This window comes from Enterobacter sp. KB-221C9, from assembly GCF_041320715.1.
Classification (GTDB): domain Bacteria; phylum Pseudomonadota; class Gammaproteobacteria; order Enterobacterales; family Enterobacteriaceae; genus Enterobacter; species Enterobacter asburiae_D.
Map to the genome: position 1 here is coordinate 62331 of NZ_JBGIWG010000015.1, position 19834 is coordinate 82164.

Below are 19834 nucleotides of genomic sequence, written 5' to 3' on the forward strand. Positions count from 1 at the left end.
ATGCAACCCAGGAACGGTTTTTTAGTCTGGCTCGGCGGCTTAAGCGTGCTGGGCTTTTTGGCCACCGATATGTACCTGCCGGCGTTTGCCGCCATGCAGGAAGATTTGCAAACCCCTGCTGCCGCCATCAGCGCCAGCCTGAGTTTATTCCTCGCCGGTTTTGCTTTCGCGCAGCTTCTCTGGGGACCGCTCTCGGATCGCTTTGGTCGTAAACCGGTACTGTTGCTGGGCCTGGCCATTTTTGCCGTGGGCTGCCTGGGGATGTTATGGGTACGCGATGCTACCTGGCTGCTGGTGCTGCGTTTTATTCAGGCCGTGGGCGTTTGTGCCGCGGCCGTGACCTGGCAGGCGCTGGTCACCGACTATTACCCGGCTAACCGCACAAACCGTATTTTCGCCACCATTATGCCGCTGGTGGGTCTCTCGCCTGCCCTCGCCCCCCTGCTGGGCAGCTGGATCCTCGCGCATTTCGACTGGCAGGCCATCTTCGCCACGCTGTTTGCCATTACCCTGGTACTGATGCTGCCGGCGTTCGCCCTCAAGCCCGCGCATAAAAAAGAAGCGCACGCTGACGCGAAGCCGATTACCTTCACTTCCCTGCTCAGCACCAAAGCGTATCGCGGTAATGTCCTGATCTATGCCGCCTGCTCGGCAAGCTTCTTCGCGTGGCTCACCGGTTCGCCGTTCATTCTGCACGATATGGGCTACAGCCCGGCGGCCATCGGCCTGAGCTATGTTCCGCAGACTATCGCGTTCCTGGTGGGCGGGTACGGCTGTCGCGCGGCGCTGCAAAAGTGGGAAGGTCAGCAGATGCTGCCCTGGCTGCTGGTGCTGTATGCGCTGAGCGTCATCGGGACCTGGGCCGTTGGCTTTATTCCGGGTGCCGGTCTGGCTGAAATTTTGATCCCATTCTGCGTGATGGCCGTTGCGAACGGGGCGATTTACCCGATTGTTGTGGCGCAGGCTCTGCGTCCGTTCCCGCAGGCGACAGGCCGCGCCGCCGCGCTGCAGAACACCCTGCAGCTGGGGCTGTGCTTCCTGGCAAGCCTGGTGGTCTCGGCGCTGATTGCTACGCCGCTCCTGACCACCACCAGCGTGATGCTGGTCACCGTTGCGCTGGCGGTGATGGGCTATCGCATGCAGGCAGCCGCGCAGCGTGAGCAGGACAACCGCACTCAGGTTGAAACGTCACATGCATAATCGCGCCGGAAATCATGTTAATTTTCAGTGATTAGGTTGCTAAGAATTTTCTATTGAATCACCAAATTTTGAGGCCTATACTAAATTTGGTTCGATTAAATACGATAAATATTAAGTGTTAACGGGAGCCGGAGCGCTCCCGTTTTACCATGGAAGGCATTTCGGCAAGGGTTATCTCCCTTCCTCTGTTCTACGTCGGATACTAGCCTCGCGGTATTTACCGTGAGATTTCTCACAAACCAAAAAAGCGTCTACGCTGTTTTAAGGTTCTGATCACAGTAGGGTGATGGAGAAGCTATGAGTTCATCGTGTATAGAAGAAGTCAGCGTTCCGGACGACAACTGGTCCCGGATCGTCAGTGAACTGTTAGGTCGAGCAGGCATCACTATCAATGGATCATCGCCATCCGATCCTCAGGTTAAACATCCCGACTTTTTTAAACGCGTGTTGCGAGAGGGATCGTTAGGCCTGGGAGAAAGCTATATGGACGGCTGGTGGGAGTGCGAACGTCTGGATATCTTTTTCGCCAGCGTGCTGCGTGCCGGTCTGGAAAATCAACTCCCTCGCAATCTGAAAGACACCCTGCGTGTCGCCTCTGCCCGACTGTTCAATCTGCAAAGTAAAAAACGCGCGTGGATCGTTGGCAAAGAACACTACGATCTTGGCAATGACCTGTTCAGCCGTATGCTGGACCCTTTCATGCAGTACTCCTGCGCCTACTGGAAAGAGGCGTCGACGCTTGAAGAGGCCCAGCAGGCCAAGCTGCGTCTGATTAGCGAGAAGCTGCAGCTGCAGCCCGGTATGCGCGTGCTGGATATCGGCTGCGGCTGGGGCGGGCTGGCGTATTTTATGGCGAAGCACTATGGCGTCAGCGTTGTCGGCGTCACGATTTCAGCGGAACAGCAAAAAATGGCGCGGGAGCGCTGCCAGGGTCTCGATGTGGATATCCGGCTGCAGGATTACCGTGACCTGAACGAGCAGTTCGACCGGATCGTTTCCGTCGGCATGTTCGAGCACGTCGGGCCGAAAAACTACGATACCTATTTTGAGGTGGTGGATCGTAATCTGAAACCGGACGGCATCTTCCTGCTGCACACCATCGGCTCTAAGCGGACCGACAATAACGTTGACCCGTGGATCAACAAATACATCTTTCCGAATGGCTGTTTACCGTCCGTTCGCCAGATTGCCAACGCCAGTGAACCCCATTTCGTGATGGAAGACTGGCATAACTTTGGCGCGGATTACGACACCACGTTGATGGCATGGCATGCGCGTTTTCAGGAGACCTGGCCTGAGATTGCGGACAACTATTCTGAACGATTTAAACGGATGTTTAGCTATTATCTGAATGCCTGCGCGGGGGCGTTTCGCGCACGGGATATTCAGCTCTGGCAGGTGGTATTCAGCCGTGGGATTGAACACGGACTCCGTGTCGCACGCTAAAAAAATAACCCCGGAAGCCCGGGGTTATTTTTTATTCTTCTTCTGCGGCGGTCTTTATTATTGCGGTTTCTTTTGCGGCCAGCACGCGCTCAACCGTATCCACCACCGCCTGGGTTTGCGGATCGATTTCGATATTCACGCGATGCCCCAGTTTTTTCGCACCCAGCGTGGTGCGCTGCAGCGTTTCGGGAATTAAATGCACGCAAAAACGCGTTGGCGTTACTTCCCCCACCGTCAGGCTAATCCCATCGATGCCAATAAATCCTTTATAGAGGATGTATTTCATTAATGAAGGATCCTGCATTTTAAACCAGATTTGACGGTTATTTTCCGAGGTCACGATTTTCGCCACTTCAGCGGTGGTCATGATGTGCCCGGACATCAGGTGGCCGCCAATCTCATCGCTGAACTTCGCCGCCCGCTCAACGTTGACGGTATCTCCCACCGCCAGCTCGCCCAGGTTGGTGATGCGCAGCGTCTCTTTCATTAAATCAAAGCTAATCTGATTGCCGTTAATTTCGGTAACGGTCAGGCAGCAGCCGTTATGGGCAATCGACGCGCCGGTTTCAATGCCCTCAAGCATATATTCCGGCAGCTCAACAACATGAGTACGGAAATTAGGTTTTTCATCAATGGACACCACTTTGGCGGTGCCCTGCACAATACCAGTAAACATGCTTACAACTCCTGTTTTTTCCGGACGGTGGTGACACCGTTTAATCCCACCACAATAACAGTTGGAAAAACAGGTTGCCAGCGGAGCGCATTTTCTGGCGATTTTTTCACTAGATAAATAGCTAAAGCCCGCTACAATAGCTGGCACCCCCCTGCATTTTCTTCTTGCTGCCCGTTTCGGCGGCTTTTTTAGTCTCTCAAATAACTACAAAATAAAGGTGTTCACGTGCAGAAGTACATGAATGAAGCGCGCCAGTTATTGGCACTGGCTATACCAGTGATCGTCGCGCAAGTGGCCCAGACCGCAATGGGATTTGTGGATACGGTAATGGCGGGTGGCTACAGCGCCACCGATATGGCGGCCGTGGCTATCGGCACGTCAATCTGGCTTCCGGCCATCCTGTTCGGCCACGGTCTGCTGCTCGCGCTCACGCCTGTTATCGCTCAGCTCAATGGCTCGGGTCGTCGCGAGCGCATTGCCCATCAGGTTCGTCAGGGTTTCTGGCTGGCTGGGTTTGTCTCCGTGCTGATCATGGTCGTGCTCTGGAACGCGGGCCATATCATTCGCGCTATGCATAACATTGACCCGGCACTGGCTGATAAAGCCGTGGGCTATCTCCGCGCCCTGCTGTGGGGGGCGCCTGGCTACCTCTTTTTCCAGGTCGCGCGTAACCAGTGTGAGGGCCTGGCGAAAACCAAGCCCGGGATGGTGATGGGCTTTATCGGCCTGCTGGTCAATATTCCGGTGAACTATATCTTTATTTACGGTCACTTCGGGATGCCGGAGCTGGGCGGCGTCGGCTGCGGCGTGGCGACGGCAGCCGTTTACTGGGTGATGTTTTTCGCGATGATCACCTATGTAAAACACGCCCGTTCCATGCGCGATATTCGCAACGAGAACAGATTTAGCACGCCGGACTGGAACATCATGACGCGTCTGGTGCAGTTAGGGTTGCCAATTGCCCTCGCCCTGTTCTTTGAGGTGACCCTGTTTGCCGTGGTCGCCCTGCTGGTCTCCCCGCTGGGCATTGTGAACGTGGCCGGGCACCAGATTGCGCTTAACTTCAGCTCCCTGATGTTCGTCCTGCCGATGTCGCTGGCCGCGGCTGTGACGATTCGCGTGGGCTTCCGCCTGGGCCAGGGCTCAACGCTGGATGCGCAAACGGCCGCCCGGACCGGGTTAGGCGTGGGTGTTTGCATGGCTGCCTGTACTGCACTTTTTACCGTTGCATTACGCGAGCAAATTGCTCTGCTCTATAACGACAGTCCGGAAGTGGTCACGCTGGCATCGCACCTGATGCTGCTGGCCGCGATTTACCAGATTTCTGACTCCATCCAGGTGATTGGCAGCGGCGTGCTGCGCGGATATAAAGACACGCGCTCCATCTTCTTTATCACCTTCATCGCCTACTGGGTGCTGGGATTGCCGGCTGGCTACATCCTGGCGCTTACCGATCTGGTGGTGGATCGCATGGGCCCGGCAGGGTTCTGGATGGGCTTTATCATCGGCCTGACGTCGGCGGCAATTATGATGATGATGCGTATGCGCTTCCTGCAACGCCAGCCGTCAACGGTCATTTTGCAACGCGCTGCACGTTAACGACGCAGTAGCCGCCACCTGGCGGCTACTTTCTCTTCACTTTGCGCGGTAATGAAGCAATCGCGTGAAATCAGAGAGAAAAATGCATTTTCCCTCTTGCCACCTTGGTGCTGTGCCGCTAATATTCGTCCCCGTTGTCACCGACAACACGTTGCGTTCATAGCTCAGTTGGTTAGAGCACCACCTTGACATGGTGGGGGTCGTTGGTTCGAGTCCAATTGAACGCACCATTCTGCGTCCGTAGCTCAGTTGGTTAGAGCACCACCTTGACATGGTGGGGGTCGGTGGTTCGAGTCCACTCGGACGCACCATTTCAGTCCTGAAATGGTGCAAATCCTCTTCTGATATCCTGAATTTTCCTAATCCCTTATTTTCATCATTATTCTCCTGCTACGCTTTTCTTATGGAAAAAAAACAGGAAGACCGTCGATGAAGAAAATCGCGATTATCGGCTCCGGCCCCACAGGGATTTATACTTTTTATCATCTCCTTAAAAACAGCACGCCGCTCTCAGTTTCCATCTTTGAACAGTCCGAAGACGCTGGCGTGGGTATGCCCTATAACGACGACGATAATTCCCGGCTGATGCTGGCGAACATTGCGAGCATTGAAATCCCGCCCATTTTTATGACCTACCTCGACTGGCTCAAGGAACAGAGTGACGCCCATCTTGCGCGCTTTAAGGTTGATAAAGCGCGCCTGCATGATCGGCAGTTCCTGCCCCGACTCTTGCTGGGTGAGTATTTCCGCGACAGCTTTCGGTCAATCGTAAAAGAGGCAAAAAAACGGGGATTTCAGGTTGATGTCCATGAATCCGCCCAGGTCACCGATATCGTGCCCGCGAAAGAAGGCGTCACGCTTTCCGTCAACGACAGCGCCTTTCCTGAACGCTTCGACCTTGCGGTTATCGCCACCGGCCACGTCTGGCCAGAAGAAGATGAAGCCACGCGCACGTTCTTCCCAAGCCCGTGGTCCGGTCTGATGGACGCCAGTATTCCTCCCTGCCGCGTCGGTATTATGGGGACATCGTTAAGCGGTCTCGACGCGGCCATGGCGGTAGTGATGCAGCACGGTGCGTTTCGCGACGATAAATTCGTGCTGGATAAGGGCAGCGAGGCATTAAACATTGTCCTGATGTCCCGGACGGGCATTCTGCCGGAAGCCGATTTTTACTGCCCTATCCCTTACGAACCGCTGTCGGTATTGACCGAACGCGCGGCTGAAAGCGAGATTGCCAAAGGGTCGGATGGCCTGCTCGACCGCATCTTTACCCTGATGGTCAAAGAGCTTCAGCTCGCTGACCCGATATGGTGCGAGAAAATATCGCTGCATAAGCAGAATGCGGACAGCATTCGTGAGGCCTGGTTTGAGGACCGTAAACTGCACGGTCCGTTTACCTGGGCGGAAGATAACCTGAAAGAAGTCGAGAAAAATAAACGCGAGCGCCGTACGGTAGCCTGGCGCTATACCGTCCTTCGTATGCATGAGGTGGTTCAGGAGATTGTTCCCCACCTCAGCGAAGAGGACAAAAAGCGCTTTAAGCAAGGGCTGGCCCGGGTATTTATCGACAACTATGCGGCCATTCCTCCGCAGTCGATCCGCAGGCTGCTCGCGCTTCGCGAAGCCGGCATCATTAGCGTGGCTGCGCTCGGTGACGATTACACGCTGGATGTTGGCAGCGAACGAACGGTGATAACCACAAAGGAGACCGTTTACCAATTCGACGTTTTTATTGATGCGCGCGGGCAAAAGCCGCTCAAAACGAAAGATCTGCCCTTCCCGACGCTGCGCAAACAGCTGGAAGCCACGGGTGAAGAGATACCCGACATCGGCGAGGATTACACCTTAAAAGCGCCTGACACCGTTCGCGGGCGCATCGCCTTCGGCGCGATACCGTGGCTGATGCACGATCGTCCCTTCGTTCAGGGGCTGGCGGAGTGTGCAGAGATTGCGGAAGCGATGGCGAAGGCGGCGGAAAAAACCGCGTCGCGTTCGCGGCGGAGATTACCGTATATTGAGAACTGACAGGGCTTCCATGCCCTGCTGTTGCTGATTACTCGAAGAAGACTTCCGGGTTTTCAGACAGCGAAACGAAGGTTTTCGTCTCTTTATCCAGCGCAAGGATTTTGCCGCTTTCAATATCGTACACCCAGCCGTGCAGTCGGATGGAGTTATTACGCAGGCCCACCGCGACGGACGGGTGGGTCTTAATGTTGCTCAGCTGCGCAAACACGTTCTCCTGCACCATCGCATTGACTTTATCGATCGGCTTATCCCAGGTTTTCTTCTCAACCACGGCTTTCGCCGCGTCGGAATAGCGCAGCCAGTGTGACACAGCAGGCATCGGCTCCAGGTTCGCGTTATCGGCAATTGCCTTCATCGCGCCACAGTTGGAGTGACCACAAATCACGATATCCGTGACGCCCAGCGCCACAACGGCGTATTCGATAGTGGCGGACACGCCGCCAGGCTCGGGTCCGAACGGCGGCACGATGTTGCCAGCATTACGAATGACAAAGAGTTGTCCCGGCTCTTGCTGGGTGACCAGTTCCGGGACCAGACGGCTGTCGGAGCATGAGATGAACAGCGCTTTGGGATTCTGGCTGGACGCTAAACTGCGGAAGAGTTCTTTACGTTGCGGGAAAATCTCTTTTTGAAAGCTGAGAAAACCTTCAATGATATGTTGCATAGCAATGTCTCTTTTATCTGTTTTAGTTTAGGTATGATCGCGATCACACTCGTAAAGTTTACCCATCGTGGTTTACTTCAGACAAGCAATATATTTCTGGCCCGACCGCTGCACAATCTCGTCCGCAAAGGCCAGGATGTTCTGCCCTTCAAACGCGCCGTAAAGACGTGCAAACGTTCTGCCTTCCAGATGACTGACAACCGACGCCACGGTGCGTGCCGGTAGCGGGAGATAATTCGGGTAGCTCCACATAAACGAGACGGCGTCTTTACCCGGCGTGACCTGCAGAATATCGCCCGCCAGCAATACCCCGTCTCCCTCCTGCCAGTGCAGCACCGTTCCACCGGCAAAATGCCCGCCCAGACGCAGCAAGGTGACCGACGGGAAAACGTCCAGCGCATCCCCCTCCCAGAAACGAATGGCCGGGCTGTCGCGCATAACCCACTCTTTGTCGCTGGCGTGCAGGTACACCGGCGCATCAAACGCCGCAGCCCACTCCTGCATCGTGGTGTAATAGTGCGGATGTGAAATCGCAATCGCGCTGAGGCCGCCGAGGGCGGTAATGAGCGTTTTGGTTGTTGGGTCGAGGTTGGCGATGCAGTCCCAGAGAAGATTGCCGTGAGGCGTTTGCAGGAGCAGCGCCCGCTGGTTGATCGCAAACGCAGGTACCGTTTTGATCCCAAACAGCCGCGGCTCCAGCTGCTGCCATTTGTTGGTATGCGTGGCGGTGACGGTGTCGAAATCGGTCCACGCCTGACCCGTGGCGGGCACATACTGGCGCTCATCCTCACAAATCGGACATCGGTCCGGCTGCATATCGTAGGCGGTTCCACAGGTTTTACAGAGTGTAATCATGTGCTCTCCTCAGCGATAAAGCACTGAGTATGGCAGGGATTATCGTTATGTGCTGCGAGGTACATTGCTGGCTTTTTTTGCCCTATACTGTGCCAGAATCACATACTGAACAGAGCAGGTGCCACATGGAAATTGATCTCGATAACTTAGTCTTTAACGGTCTGGATGAAGCCGAAGAGCGTAATGCGGAACGTCTGGACGATGCGGACAAGAAAGCGCAGGCGATTGTCGCCGACGACGACTGCGGCGACGCCTGCAAGATCTAATAAAAAAGCACCGGGAAACCGGTGCTTTTTTTCTCTGCGGGGAGCATTACAGCTCGGGCGTCTTTTTAAACCCCGTCAGCATCAGAACCAGGCTTTCTGATGAAGAAGCCGGTTCGAACTGGTAGTGATTCCCCTGGCGGTCACCGCCAATATACCACGAAATGTCGGTTTTCCCTTCCGCCAGCGCCTTGCGCACGGCTTTATCCACGTCCACCATCCGGTATTCACGAGAATGGTTCAGATAGAGCACTGCGTCTGAGCGATAGTTACAGGCCGGACGCGAGGTCCATTTCACGGTAGCAGGATCCCAGTCGTTGCTGGCCGGATAGAAGAAGATCTGATCGGCACCATTTTTTTCTACCTTCCCCCCGAAAATACGTACGCGGTATTTAAACATGGAAGGATCCTGCCCGACGGGCAGCGGAGGAATATGGAATTTTACCAGGCTCAGCGTCTCATTGTTTTTCGTGCGTCCGCCGTTCTGCCAGTTATCCTCAACCAGTAAAACCTGCGGTGAAGGTTGGGTAATGTTCGGTTCAAGACTGCTGAGCCAGACGTTGGCTTTCGCCAGCGAATAGCCGTATGGCACCGTTGAACCACAGTCCATACCCCGGTTCATACAGCGTTCGGTCATAAAGCGGGCGGCATCTTCCGTCCAGCCGTTCATGAAATCGGCATGCGCCGTATAGAGACTGCCCCAGCGCTCTTCACGTTCATCGCCATGCATGACCGGATCAAGCGACAGCTGCGCCTTACTGGTGTCCAGGCTGGTGATGCCGTGCAGCACGTAAGCCACATTCATATTCACCGTCGGGATTTTTACCGGGAATGCGCTCGGGCACTGGCCGTTAACGTCATATGCCGCGTTGGCATGACCGTGACCCGGCTTCAGATTCACGCCGTCCCAGCAGTTCGGAAACTGAATGCCAATATTAAACTGGACGGCATCATTGGCCTTACGTAGCCCGCAAACCTCCCCAATTTTGCTGCTGTACCCTTTACCGTTCGCGCACAGAAAGCTGATATGGGGATTTGGCGCGCTGCCGTGGTGATCTCCTGCGAGCAGCGACAGCCCCGCCGGGAACGGCTGTAAAGGGTAAGTATCAACCTTTGCGGCCTGATAATAGGTTTTTTGATAGGCCGGTTTGACCACCGTTCCGTCAGGCAATCTCATAGAAGGCGCCCAGTAGGCCGAGCTGTCTGCTTTGTTATCGCAGGTCGTCTCTTCGTGCTGGCGCAAGGTTTCCCGGCTCGAAAAGGCATCGGTATGGGTATTGCCAAAGAAATCGTGCCACATGGCCTGGTTGGGCATACCAAACATCATGATGGCATCATCGCCGAGGGTGTGGGTGTAGCTGCAAACGACATGCGCCTGTGGCCCGGCATGCGCCGCCTGCATGGCAATCAGTGACGCGGTGGCTAACAGGGCGGGTGTGAATACGGTCCGTTTCATTATCATCTCCATTTGAGAAAGGAGATAGTGGTAACAAAACGGCTATGATTAACCGAGGATTTCCCTGCGTACTTTTCCGCTCATCCTCGCTTTACAGTGCTCACGCACAGCTCGTTCCAGTACATTTCGCGCGTGCGGCGCAGTTCAGCGTGACGTTTTATCATGGAACCACTCCGGGTCAATGTTGGCAACGTCCACGCCATACAGGCTGGCGACAGGCAGTATTGACTCAAGAACACGTTGCGCGCTGTTCTCCGCATTCACTGGTCGGGTCGCAAAAAACCGCCGTAACGTGCTGATCCACTTTTTCATCGTCTTACCCTCTCTCGCCGTGTCTGAACTCAGTTAAACACTCAAATGACGCGTGGGGGAAATACCAAAATCCACTGTCGATGTGCAGGATTTGCAAATAGCACCCCGTTCTTTTCACTCTTCATTAACACCTTGTTCACTAATGCTTTTTTGCTCATAGCAAAGAACGATTTCTTATTTGGCGATAGCTTTCGCTTATGGGAGCGTAGCGGGGAAAACAAAAACAACGGGATGGCGAATGACTATGGCAGCAAAAATGAAAGGGTTTAACAAACGGACACTGGTTCTGGGATTACTGGCGGCGGGGAGCCTGCTTTCAGCACAGGCGCAGGCCGATCAGCTGGCGGATATTAAGGCCGCAGGGGTGGTGAAAGTGGCCACGTTTGACGCCAACCCGCCGTTTGGCTCTATTGATGCAAAAACGCACGAGATCGTGGGCTACGACGTGGACTTCGCCAAAGCGCTGGCAAAATCGCTCGGCGTGAAGCTTGAACTGGTTGCCACCAATCCGGCTAACCGTATTCCGCTGCTGCAGTCCGGGAAAGCAGACCTGATCGTGGCGGATATCACTATCACCCCGGAACGCGCGCAGGTGATTGATTTCTCAACCCCTTACTTTGTTACCGGCCAGCAGTTCCTGGTTCCGGCAAAATCACCGGACAAGCTTGATGACTATAGCCGGGCGCGCATTGGTGCGGTCAAAGGAACGACGGGCGAGCAGGCGCTACACCAGCGTTTCCCGCAGTCACGCGTGCTCTCTTATGACGATATTCCCCTGGCGCTGACGGCACTGCGCAATGGAAACGTGCAGGCCATTACCCAGGACAGCACCATTCTGGCCGGTCTGCTGGCGCAGGCGCCGGATAAAGCGAACTTCAAAATCCTGCCCGATCTGCTGAGCAAAGAAGAGATTGGCGTAGGGGTGAAAAAAGGTGAAACGGCGCTGCTGAAAGCCGTCAATGACGAGCTGGTCAATCTCGAGAAGAACGGCCAGGCGGCAAAAATCTACGACGTCTGGTTTGGTCCAGGCACCCCAGCTCCACAGCCTCGCGGCTTTAAAATAGAAGCCAAGTAATATGCTCTCAGGTTTATTTTCACACTCCGCGGCCGGTGCTGCGGATTTTTCACATCTGGAACAGGCCAGCGTCGAGTTTCGTCATGTGGACAAACGCTACGGTGACCATCAGGTTTTAAACGACATAAATCTGACCATCACGCCCGGTGAAGTCGTCGCCATCCTCGGCCCCTCGGGTTCCGGTAAATCCACCCTGATTCGTCTCATCAACCAGCTTGAAACCCTGAGCGGCGGGGAGATTCTGGTCGACAGCAAGCCTACCGCAAAGCTCTCCGGTAGCGGGCTGCGCCAGCTGCGCAGCCGCGTGGGCTTTGTGTTCCAGCAGTTCAATCTTTACGCCCACCTCACCGCCAGCCAGAACATCACCCTGGCCCTGGAGCACGTTCACGGCTGGAAGCCGCAGCCTGCCCAGGAGCGCGCGCTGGCCCTGCTGGAGAAGGTCGGGATGCTGGAAAAAGCCCACCATTTCCCGGCAGAGCTTTCCGGTGGACAGCAGCAGCGCGTCGCGATTGCCCGCGCCCTCGCCTCTTCACCGCAAATCATTCTGTTCGATGAACCCACCTCCGCGCTGGATCCGGAGATGATTGGTGAAGTGCTGTACGTGATGAAAGCCCTTGCCCACAGCGGGATCACCATGATCGTAGTGACCCACGAGATGCAGTTTGCCCGGGAAATTGCCGACCGGATTGTCTTTATCGACGGCGGGCAAATTCTGGAAACCGCGCCGCCGGCACAGTTTTTCAGCCGGCCGTCGCATCCGCGCGCGCAGCGGTTCCTGCAAAAGGTGCTCAACCCGCTGCATCAGGAGCATCTGTAATGCCCGCGCTCGACTGGCAGGGGGTACTGACCGGACAGCCTCTGCAGTGGATACTCTCCGGATTCCTCACCACCCTGTGGGTAACGCTTGCCGGGATGCTGCTGGCCAGCCTGCTCGCACTGCTCTTTATGCTTCTGCGCCTTTCCGGCGGACGCCTCGGGAACGCGGTCGTCAGCGGCTGGGTGTCGCTGTTTCGCAATACGCCGCTGCTGGTGCAACTGCTGTTCTGGTATTTTGCCGCCTGGAACGGATTACCGCAGGCGTTCCGCGACGCGGTGAACGCGGATCACAGCTGGTCAATTCTGCCCGGCGACGTCTGGTGGTTTACGCCCGAATTTTTATGTTCTGCCTGGGGGTTGGGCGTCTTTACCTCGGCGTTTTTAATCGAAGAGGTGGAATCGGGCTTACGTTCCGTGCCTGCCGGACAGCGGGAGGCGGCGCTCGCTCAGGGATTCTCCGCGTGGCGTCTGTTTCGTTACATCCTTCTGCCGCAGGGCCTGGCCAACGCCTGGCAGCCGGTCGTGGGACAGTACCTGAATCTGATGAAGCTCTCCTCGCTCGCGAGCGGAATTGGCTTTGCCGAGCTGACCTATCAGGTCAGGCAGATCGAGAGCTATAACGCGCACGCGCTGGAGGCATTTACCCTCGGTACCGCACTCTATCTGCTGACCGGCCTGATCATGGGGATGGTGCTGGTTCGCATCGGACCGGAAGCGAAACGTAAACGCCCAAACGTCGCCACCTCAGGGAGTGAAAAACATGATTGCCGGACTTAATGTCATCACCGACAACCTCGATTATCTGCTGTGGGGACGCGCGGCAACGGGTGAACCGGGGGGCGTATTGCTCTCGTTGATGATGGCGGTTGGGGCTGCCGTTATCGCTTTGCCCGGCGGGATAGTGCTCGCGTGTCTGGCCTGGCGCTTTACCGGGCTTGTGCGAAAGGCCCTCTTTTTGTGGGCAGAGCTGATTCGCGGTATCCCGCTCATCTTCGTGATTTTCTGGATGTGGTATCTCCTGCCGCTTATGACCGGGGGCGATCTGCCGGGGGCGCTTACCGTCACGCTGGCCCTGGCCTGGTTTACCGCGGCAACCGTAATGCACTCGGTGCTGGCCGGGCTTAACGCGCTACCGTCCGGGCAGTACGAGGCCGCACTGTCTCAGGGCTTCAGCACGCAGCAAACCCTCCTGCGCGTGCTGCTACCACAGGCGCTAAGGAATATTCTGCCGTCGCTGGTGGGGATTTTTATCAGCCTGCTGAAGGATACGTCACTGGCGTTTATCGTGAACGTCCCGGAACTGACCACGGTGGCGGGACAGGTCAACAACCGGGTGCAAATCTACCCGGCGGCCATTTTTATCTTTACGGGCGTGGTCTACTACCTGCTCTGCTGCTCGCTCGAGCAGCTTGCAAAACGCTGGCGCTTTACCCGGCCAGCGCTTTAACCACCGTTTCCATCGCTTCGGTTGTCAATTCACTGCGCTTAACGCGCTGGTTCGCCAGTGCGGTACGCAGGACTCCGGCAATGACAATATGCTTTGGCTCCTGCCCTAAATCACGCATCTCGAGCACCACCTTCCCGACCACCCGGCACATCTCCTGATACAGCGCTTCATCTTTGGTCACGTTACCCATCGTCATCACTCCATTGCCTTTTAAACGTTGAGCTTAAATGATTCTCCTGCCGGATACAAAAAAGAAGCCCGGCGAGAGACTCGCCGGGCTTCATCTGTAAAATCAGTAAATTAGTTGTTTACTGGAATAACCGCGCCTTTGTACTTGGTGCGGATCCAGTCCTGAATCTCTTTCGAGTGCAGCACGTTCACCAGCGCGACGATATCTTTCTTCTTCTCGTCACCGCGGTGCACGGTAATGATGTTGGCGTACGGGTTGTTTTCACCGCTCTCTACCGCAATCGGGTCGTGAACCGGGTCCAGACCCGCGTCAATCGCGTAGTTGGCGTTGATCACCACCGCAGCACCTTCGTCGTTGTTGTACATCTGCGGCAGCAGAGAGGCTTCAACGTTAGGCGTGAACTTCAGCTTTTTCGGGTTCTCGACGATGTCGCTGATGCGCGCGGTCACTTTATCGATGCCCGGCTTCAGCTTGATCACGCCCTCTTTCTCGAAGATGGAGAGAATGCGCCCTTCTTCAGAAACCGCGTCACGCATGATGATCTTGCCACCTTCCGGCAGGTCCTTCAGCGACTTGTATTTTTTGGAGTAGATGCCGATTGGCTCAATGTGGATCGCGCCCGCACTGACAAAATCGTAGTCTTTATCGCCCGCATGATCTTTCAGCACGCTGTTCAGGTAAGGAATGTGCTGGAAATAGTTCGCGTCGATGTCATGACCCGCCAGCGCGGTGTTCGGCAGAATGTAGTCCTGGAACGGTTTAATCTCCAGGTCGATACCCTGCTTCGCCAGAATCGGCTTTGCCTGCGCCAGAATTTCGGCGTGCGGCGTGTTGGATGCGCCCACCGTCAGGGTGTCGGCCCAGGAGGCGAAGCTCAGGGCGCTCAGGGTTGCGGCGGCGATCAGTGTCAGTGTCTTTTTCATGATGTGGTTCCTGTGTGTATTTATTAGCGTTTATCTAACAGTGAAGTAATGACATCGCCGCAGAACTGGATAATGAAAACGATGATCAGAATGGTCACCGTTGCCACCAGCGTGACGTCACCATGGTTGCGCTGGAATCCTTCCAGATAAGCCAGATTTCCCAAACCACCGGCGCCAATCACCCCCGCCATTGCGCTGTAGCTCACCAGCGCAATCAGCGTCACCGTAATACCTGATACCAGTGCAGGTGATGATTCCGGCAGTAAAACCCGAAACACTAACGTGCTCAGTCGTGCGCCCATCGAGCGCGTTGCTTCTATGACGCCTTTATCCACTTCACGCAGGGCGATCTCCACCAGGCGTGCGTAGAACGGTGCGGCGCCCACAATCAGCGCCGGCAGCGCCGCGTTGGCGCCAAGAATGGTGCCGACGACGGTCTTGGTGAACGGGATCAGCAGGACGATCAGAATGATGAACGGAATAGAGCGGAACACGTTCACCACAATCGAAATGACGCTGTAGACCGTGCGGTTGTGAAACAGCCCGCCGCGCGCGGTTAAAAACAGCGCCAGCCCCAGCACGAGACCCAGCACAAACGTCGCCACGCCGGACAGTGCGGTCATGTACAGCGTCTCCAGCGTCGCCGCCCAGAGCTGATCCCACTTGAGATGCGGAAAGAGATTCTCAGCCATGTTTAATCACCTCGCCTTCAATATCGCTGTGCTGCAGGTCGGCGAGGATATTGTTCAGTTGTTCATCGGATGCCACCACGTGCACCCAGAGCTGACCAAACACGCCGTGGGCGGTTTGCGTCATTTTGCCGTGCAGGATGTTAAACGGCAGGCCGTAGCGCAGGGTCAGTTCACCCACGATCGGCTTATGGGTGCTGTGCCCGGTAAAGGTCAGCCTGATGACCGTGCCTTCCAGATCCTTTGCCAGTTCGGTATTGAAGGTTTCTTCCTCTGCGTACTGGCTCACCTGGCGGACAAACTGCTGCGTAATCGGCTGCTGCGGATGGGTAAAGACGCTCAGGACGTCGCCCTCTTCCACGACTTTACCGTTCTCCATCACCGCCACGCGGTCGCAGATTTTGCGCACCACGTGCATCTCGTGCGTGATCAGCACGATGGTCAGCTTGAAACGACGGTTAATATCCAGCAGCAGATCGAGAATCTGATCGGTGGTCTGCGGATCGAGCGCGGAGGTGGCCTCATCGCAGAGCAGCACGTCAGGGCTGTTAGCCAGCGCACGCGCAATACCCACGCGCTGCTTTTGCCCGCCGCTCAGCTGGGACGGGTAGGCGTTCTCACGCCCCTTCAGGCCAACCAGCGCCACCAGCTCGGCGACGCGCGTCTTGATATTGGCTTTTGGCACACCGGCGATTTGCATCGAGAAAGCGATATTCTCGCTCACCGTGCGTGACCACAGCAGGTTGAAGTGCTGGAACACCATGCTGATTTTCAGACGCGCCTGGCGCAGCGCTTCACCCTTCGCAGCAGAGATGTCCTGCCCGTTAATGGTGACGCTTCCGGCGCTGGGTTTTTCCAGTCCGTTCAGCAGACGAATCAGCGTGCTTTTCCCGGCTCCGCTGTAGCCGATAATTCCGTAAATCTGTCCCTGCTCTATCGTCAAATTGACGTTATCAACGGCAGTCAGCGCGACCTTTCCGTTGTCAAAAATCTTCGAGATATTCCTGAGTACAATCATTCTTATTCTTTATCCGCTTCGCGCATGGCTGTTTAGCAGTATGGATGTCCAAACGATAGTAAACAGGCGTTATCAGGTTTTAAATGACCAAAAAAGAATTTGTTATAACTTTCGGAAATAAACAGCGAATTGAGCGGGTGGGAAGCATTTAGACCAATTTCAGCAATGATTATCTGCCGGATGCATATCTGCCGGTAGATGCCCGCGAAAAACGGTCATTTTTGCAGCATTTCATGCCGATATAGCCATCCTCACATCCAGACAACTTTACGTCTTGCTGTCCTGACTTCCAAAAATGGCATATATATTCTTTTCTGTTCTAAAGAGCAGTGAATGGTTCTTTATTGAGAAAATTTCACCGCCCTATCATCCCGTCATGACATCCAGAAAGGAAAACATCATGACGATTTATCACTCCGTCACTGAACTGATTGGTCGTACCCCGCTTATCCAGCTGCACAAGCTTGATACCGGTCCCTGCTCGCTGTTTCTGAAGCTGGAAAACCAGAATCCGGGCGGTTCCATTAAGGATCGCGTTGCGCTGTCGATGATTAACGAAGCGGAGCGTACCGGGCAGCTGCAGCCGGGCGGCACGATTATTGAGGCAACTGCGGGGAATACCGGTCTCGGCCTGGCGCTGATCGCCGCCCAGAAAGGCTACTCGCTGATCCTGGTGGTGCCGGACAAAATGAGCCGCGAGAAGATTTTCCACCTGCGCGCCCTGGGTGCCCAGGTGGTGCTGACCCGCTCCGACGTCAACAAGGGCCACCCCGCCTATTACCAGGATTACGCCCAGCGCCTGGCCAACGAGCTGCCCGGCGCGTTTTACATCGACCAGTTCAATAACGAAGCCAACCCGCTGGCGCACCGCACCACCACGGCACCGGAGCTGTTCGAGCAGCTTGAAGGCAGGATCGACGCCATCGTGGTGGGCGTCGGCTCAGGCGGTACGCTGGGCGGCCTGCAGGCGTGGTTCGCCGAGCACTCTCCGCACACGGAGTTTGTCCTGGCTGACCCGGCCGGTTCCGTTCTGGCCGACCAGGTGGAGACCGGACGCTACCACGACGCGGGCTCATGGCTGGTCGAGGGTATTGGCGAAGACTTTATTCCGCCGCTGGCCCACATTGAAGGGGTGAATCGCGCCTGGCGCATTACCGACCGCGAAGCCTTCACCACCGCGCGCGATCTGCTGAAAACGGAAGGCATTCTGGCGGGTTCCTCCAGCGGCACGCTGCTGGCGGCCGCGCTGAAATATTGCCAGGCGCAGACCGCGCCGAAACGCGTGGTGACCTTCGCCTGCGACAGCGGCAATAAGTACCTCTCGAAGATGTTCAACGATGACTGGATGCGTCAGCAAGGACTCATCACGCGCCCTCAGGCTGGCGATCTCTCTGACTACATCGCCCTGCGCCACGATGAAGGCGCCACCGTCACCGCCGCCCCGGACGACACGCTCTCCACCGTACTGGCACGCATGCGCCTGTATGACATCTCCCAGCTGCCGGTGCTGGAGAACGGCAAGGTGGTGGGCATTATCGACGAGTGGGATCTCCTGCGGCATATCGGCGGCGACGGCGATCGCTTCGCGCTTCCGGTGACGGCAGCCATGACGCGTCAGGTGGAGTTCCTGGATAAACACGCCCCGGAAAGCGCCCTGAACGCCATCTTCGACCGCGGTCTGGTGGCCGTGATTAATGACAACGACCGTTTTCTCGGTCTGATTACGCGCAGCGACGTTCTGACCGCCTGGCGCAACCGTCTTCAGCAATAAAGGAATAGATGATGAAAAACCTGGCTACCCTGAGCGTACACAGCGGCGAGTTCAACGACCAGCACGGCGCCGTCATGCCGCCGATTTACGCCACATCAACGTTTGCGCAACCGTCACCCGGCGAGCATACCGGCTATGAGTATTCCCGCAGCGGCAACCCCACCCGCCATGCGCTGGAAACCGCCATCGCCGAGCTGGAAGGCGGCACGCGCGGCTACGCCTTCGCCTCCGGCCTGGCGGCCATCTCCACGGTGCTCGAACTGCTGGATAAAGACAGCCATATTGTCGCTATTGATGACGTTTACGGTGGGACGTACCGCCTGATTGAAAACGTGCGCAAGCGCAGCACCGGCCTGCAGGTCAGCTGGGTTAAACCGGACGACCTGGCCGGGCTTGAGGCCGCCATTCGCCCGGATACCCGCATGGTATGGGTCGAAACGCCAACCAACCCGCTGCTGAAGCTGGCCGATCTGGCGGCGATTGCGGCGATCGCCCGTCGTCATAACGTCATCAGCGTGGCGGATAACACCTTCGCGTCGCCGGTGATCCACCGTCCGCTGGAGTCGGGTTTCGATATCGTGGTGCACTCCGCCACCAAATACCTGAACGGCCATTCTGACGTGGTGGCCGGGCTGGCGATTGTCGGGGACAACAAGGAACTGGCGGATAAGCTGGGCTATCTGCAAAACGCGGTGGGCGGCGTCCTTGATCCGTTCAGCAGCTTCCTGACGCTGCGCGGTATTCGCACGCTTGCGTTGAGGGTAGAAAAGCACAGCACCAACGCGCTGGCGATTGCGCAATGGCTCGATCAGCATCCTCTGGTCGAAAAGGTTTTCTATCCCGGCCTGGAATCGCATCCACAGTATCAGCTTGCCCGCACGCAGATGGCGCTGCCCGGTGGGATGATTTCCGTCGTGGTAAAAGGCGATGCGCAACGCGCCGCCGAGGTGATTCGCAACCTGAAGCTGTTCACCCTCGCGGAAAGCCTCGGCGGCGTGGAAAGTCTGGTGAGCCAGCCTTACAGCATGACGCACGCCTCGATACCGCTGGAGCAACGCCTCGCAAACGGCATTGTGCCGCAGCTGATCCGTCTGTCAGTCGGGATTGAAGATCCCAAAGACCTGATTGCCGACCTCAGCCAGGCGCTGCAAAAATAAGCAAAACGCGGCAGGTCAATCACCTGCCGCCATAAGTTGTCATCATGGCTTAACGCCTTGATAACAATATTATGTGAAACTGCATAGATTATTTCTGAAACACCGTTTCCATTTTCCTTTTATCTTAAAATCAGCGTATAATGCGCGCCTAATCCCTGGTGAATGGTTTCAGCGCTTGGAATACAAAAAACAACGTACAACTTCTCCTCTCCTTCGTTGGGCTGTCACTCAGGCACACTTTCTTCTGCACGC

Annotated in this window: 20 protein-coding genes and 2 tRNA genes; 13 read left to right on the forward strand and 9 right to left on the reverse strand. The window is 56.0% G+C overall.

Annotation, left to right across the window (positions count from 1 at the left end; translation table 11 throughout):
• The gene (gene punC / locus AB8846_RS19205; RefSeq protein WP_063142954.1) at nt 1-1200 is read left to right on the forward strand and encodes a purine nucleoside transporter PunC; all 1200 of its coding nucleotides are present in this window, start codon (nt 1-3) and stop codon (nt 1198-1200) included.
• A 297-nt stretch (nt 1201-1497) separates the two neighbouring features.
• Nucleotides 1498-2646, forward strand: coding sequence for a cyclopropane fatty acyl phospholipid synthase (gene cfa, locus AB8846_RS19210; RefSeq protein ID WP_370733410.1), 1149 nt, complete (start codon nt 1498-1500; stop codon nt 2644-2646).
• A gap of 31 nt (nt 2647-2677) precedes the next feature.
• Here the strand turns inward: cfa and AB8846_RS19215 are convergent, their stop codons facing one another.
• Nucleotides 2678-3322 (reverse strand): riboflavin synthase subunit alpha, encoded by a 645-nt coding sequence (locus tag AB8846_RS19215; protein WP_370733411.1) that lies wholly within the window; start codon nt 3320-3322, stop codon nt 2678-2680.
• 225 nt (nt 3323-3547) lie between these two features.
• Between AB8846_RS19215 and mdtK the strand changes: the two genes are divergently transcribed.
• The 4 genes from mdtK (at nt 3548) to AB8846_RS19235 (ending at nt 6946) form a co-directional block, all read left to right on the forward strand.
• Entirely contained in the window at nt 3548-4921 is a 1374-nt protein-coding gene (gene mdtK, locus AB8846_RS19220) for an MdtK family multidrug efflux MATE transporter (protein ID WP_370733412.1), read from the forward strand.
• A gap of 153 nt (nt 4922-5074) precedes the next feature.
• Nucleotides 5075-5151, forward strand: a tRNA-Val gene (locus AB8846_RS19225).
• A gap of 4 nt (nt 5152-5155) precedes the next feature.
• Nucleotides 5156-5232, forward strand: a tRNA-Val gene (locus AB8846_RS19230).
• A 118-nt stretch (nt 5233-5350) separates the two neighbouring features.
• Nucleotides 5351-6946, forward strand: a complete 1596-nt coding sequence (locus AB8846_RS19235) for an FAD-NAD(P)-binding protein (RefSeq protein ID WP_370733413.1) — start codon at nt 5351-5353, stop codon at nt 6944-6946.
• Between the two features lie 28 nt (nt 6947-6974).
• Here AB8846_RS19235 and AB8846_RS19240 read toward each other — a convergent pair whose 3' ends face one another.
• Together AB8846_RS19240 and AB8846_RS19245 are read right to left on the reverse strand one after the other, a co-directional pair.
• Nucleotides 6975-7610, reverse strand: a complete 636-nt coding sequence (locus tag AB8846_RS19240; RefSeq protein WP_023335425.1) for a carbonic anhydrase — start codon at nt 7608-7610, stop codon at nt 6975-6977.
• A 72-nt stretch (nt 7611-7682) separates the two neighbouring features.
• Nucleotides 7683-8465: an MBL fold metallo-hydrolase gene (locus tag AB8846_RS19245; RefSeq protein WP_370733414.1), complete on the reverse strand. Its 783-nt coding sequence runs from the start codon at nt 8463-8465 to the stop codon at nt 7683-7685.
• Between the two features lie 125 nt (nt 8466-8590).
• Here AB8846_RS19245 and AB8846_RS19250 point away from each other — a divergent pair, with 125 nt between their 5' ends.
• Complete coding sequence (locus AB8846_RS19250) at nt 8591-8731, forward strand: hypothetical protein (protein WP_003857665.1); 141 nt, start codon at nt 8591-8593, stop codon at nt 8729-8731.
• A 46-nt stretch (nt 8732-8777) separates the two neighbouring features.
• Here the strand turns inward: AB8846_RS19250 and AB8846_RS19255 are convergent, their stop codons facing one another.
• Nucleotides 8778-10184: a DUF1996 domain-containing protein gene (locus AB8846_RS19255; protein WP_370733415.1), complete on the reverse strand. Its 1407-nt coding sequence runs from the start codon at nt 10182-10184 to the stop codon at nt 8778-8780.
• Nucleotides 10185-10328: 144 nt separating this feature from the next.
• The gene (locus AB8846_RS19260) at nt 10329-10496 is read right to left on the reverse strand and encodes a hypothetical protein (RefSeq protein ID WP_014831607.1); all 168 of its coding nucleotides are present in this window, start codon (nt 10494-10496) and stop codon (nt 10329-10331) included.
• A gap of 244 nt (nt 10497-10740) precedes the next feature.
• Here AB8846_RS19260 and AB8846_RS19265 point away from each other — a divergent pair, with 244 nt between their 5' ends.
• From AB8846_RS19265 to AB8846_RS19280, 4 genes are read left to right on the forward strand one after another with little or no spacing between them, the layout of a single operon-like run.
• Complete coding sequence (locus AB8846_RS19265; RefSeq protein ID WP_331414129.1) at nt 10741-11571, forward strand: ABC transporter substrate-binding protein; 831 nt, start codon at nt 10741-10743, stop codon at nt 11569-11571.
• 1 nt (nt 11572) lies between these two features.
• A complete protein-coding gene (locus tag AB8846_RS19270; RefSeq protein WP_063142948.1) occupies nt 11573-12388 on the forward strand; it encodes an amino acid ABC transporter ATP-binding protein in 816 nt (271 codons plus the stop codon).
• Complete coding sequence (locus AB8846_RS19275) at nt 12388-13164, forward strand: amino acid ABC transporter permease (protein WP_063142947.1); 777 nt, start codon at nt 12388-12390, stop codon at nt 13162-13164. Before AB8846_RS19270 ends, AB8846_RS19275 begins: the two co-directional genes overlap by 1 nt.
• Nucleotides 13148-13834 carry an amino acid ABC transporter permease gene (locus AB8846_RS19280; protein ID WP_063142946.1) on the forward strand — a complete coding sequence of 229 codons (687 nt, stop codon included), beginning with the start codon at nt 13148-13150 and terminating at the stop codon, nt 13832-13834. Before AB8846_RS19275 ends, AB8846_RS19280 begins: the two co-directional genes overlap by 17 nt.
• On the opposite strand, the gene fumD is transcribed toward AB8846_RS19280, so the two are convergent.
• The 4 genes from fumD to AB8846_RS19300 form a co-directional block, all read right to left on the reverse strand.
• Complete coding sequence (gene fumD, locus AB8846_RS19285) at nt 13815-14024, reverse strand: fumarate hydratase FumD (RefSeq protein ID WP_008500615.1); 210 nt, start codon at nt 14022-14024, stop codon at nt 13815-13817. The two genes, AB8846_RS19280 and fumD, sit on opposite strands and share 20 nt — an antisense overlap.
• Before the next feature lie 110 nt (nt 14025-14134).
• Entirely contained in the window at nt 14135-14947 is an 813-nt protein-coding gene (locus tag AB8846_RS19290) for a MetQ/NlpA family ABC transporter substrate-binding protein (RefSeq protein ID WP_370733416.1), read from the reverse strand.
• Between the two features lie 23 nt (nt 14948-14970).
• Nucleotides 14971-15639 (reverse strand): methionine ABC transporter permease, encoded by a 669-nt coding sequence (locus AB8846_RS19295; protein WP_063142944.1) that lies wholly within the window; start codon nt 15637-15639, stop codon nt 14971-14973.
• A complete protein-coding gene (locus tag AB8846_RS19300; RefSeq protein ID WP_370733417.1) occupies nt 15632-16654 on the reverse strand; it encodes a methionine ABC transporter ATP-binding protein in 1023 nt (340 codons plus the stop codon). Before AB8846_RS19300 ends, AB8846_RS19295 begins: the two co-directional genes overlap by 8 nt.
• A gap of 400 nt (nt 16655-17054) precedes the next feature.
• Between AB8846_RS19300 and AB8846_RS19305 the strand changes: the two genes are divergently transcribed.
• Entirely contained in the window at nt 17055-18425 is a 1371-nt protein-coding gene (locus tag AB8846_RS19305) for a pyridoxal-phosphate dependent enzyme (RefSeq protein WP_370733418.1), read from the forward strand.
• Between the two features lie 11 nt (nt 18426-18436).
• Complete coding sequence (locus AB8846_RS19310; protein WP_370733434.1) at nt 18437-19582, forward strand: PLP-dependent aspartate aminotransferase family protein; 1146 nt, start codon at nt 18437-18439, stop codon at nt 19580-19582.
• Nucleotides 19583-19834: the final 252 nt, after the last annotated feature.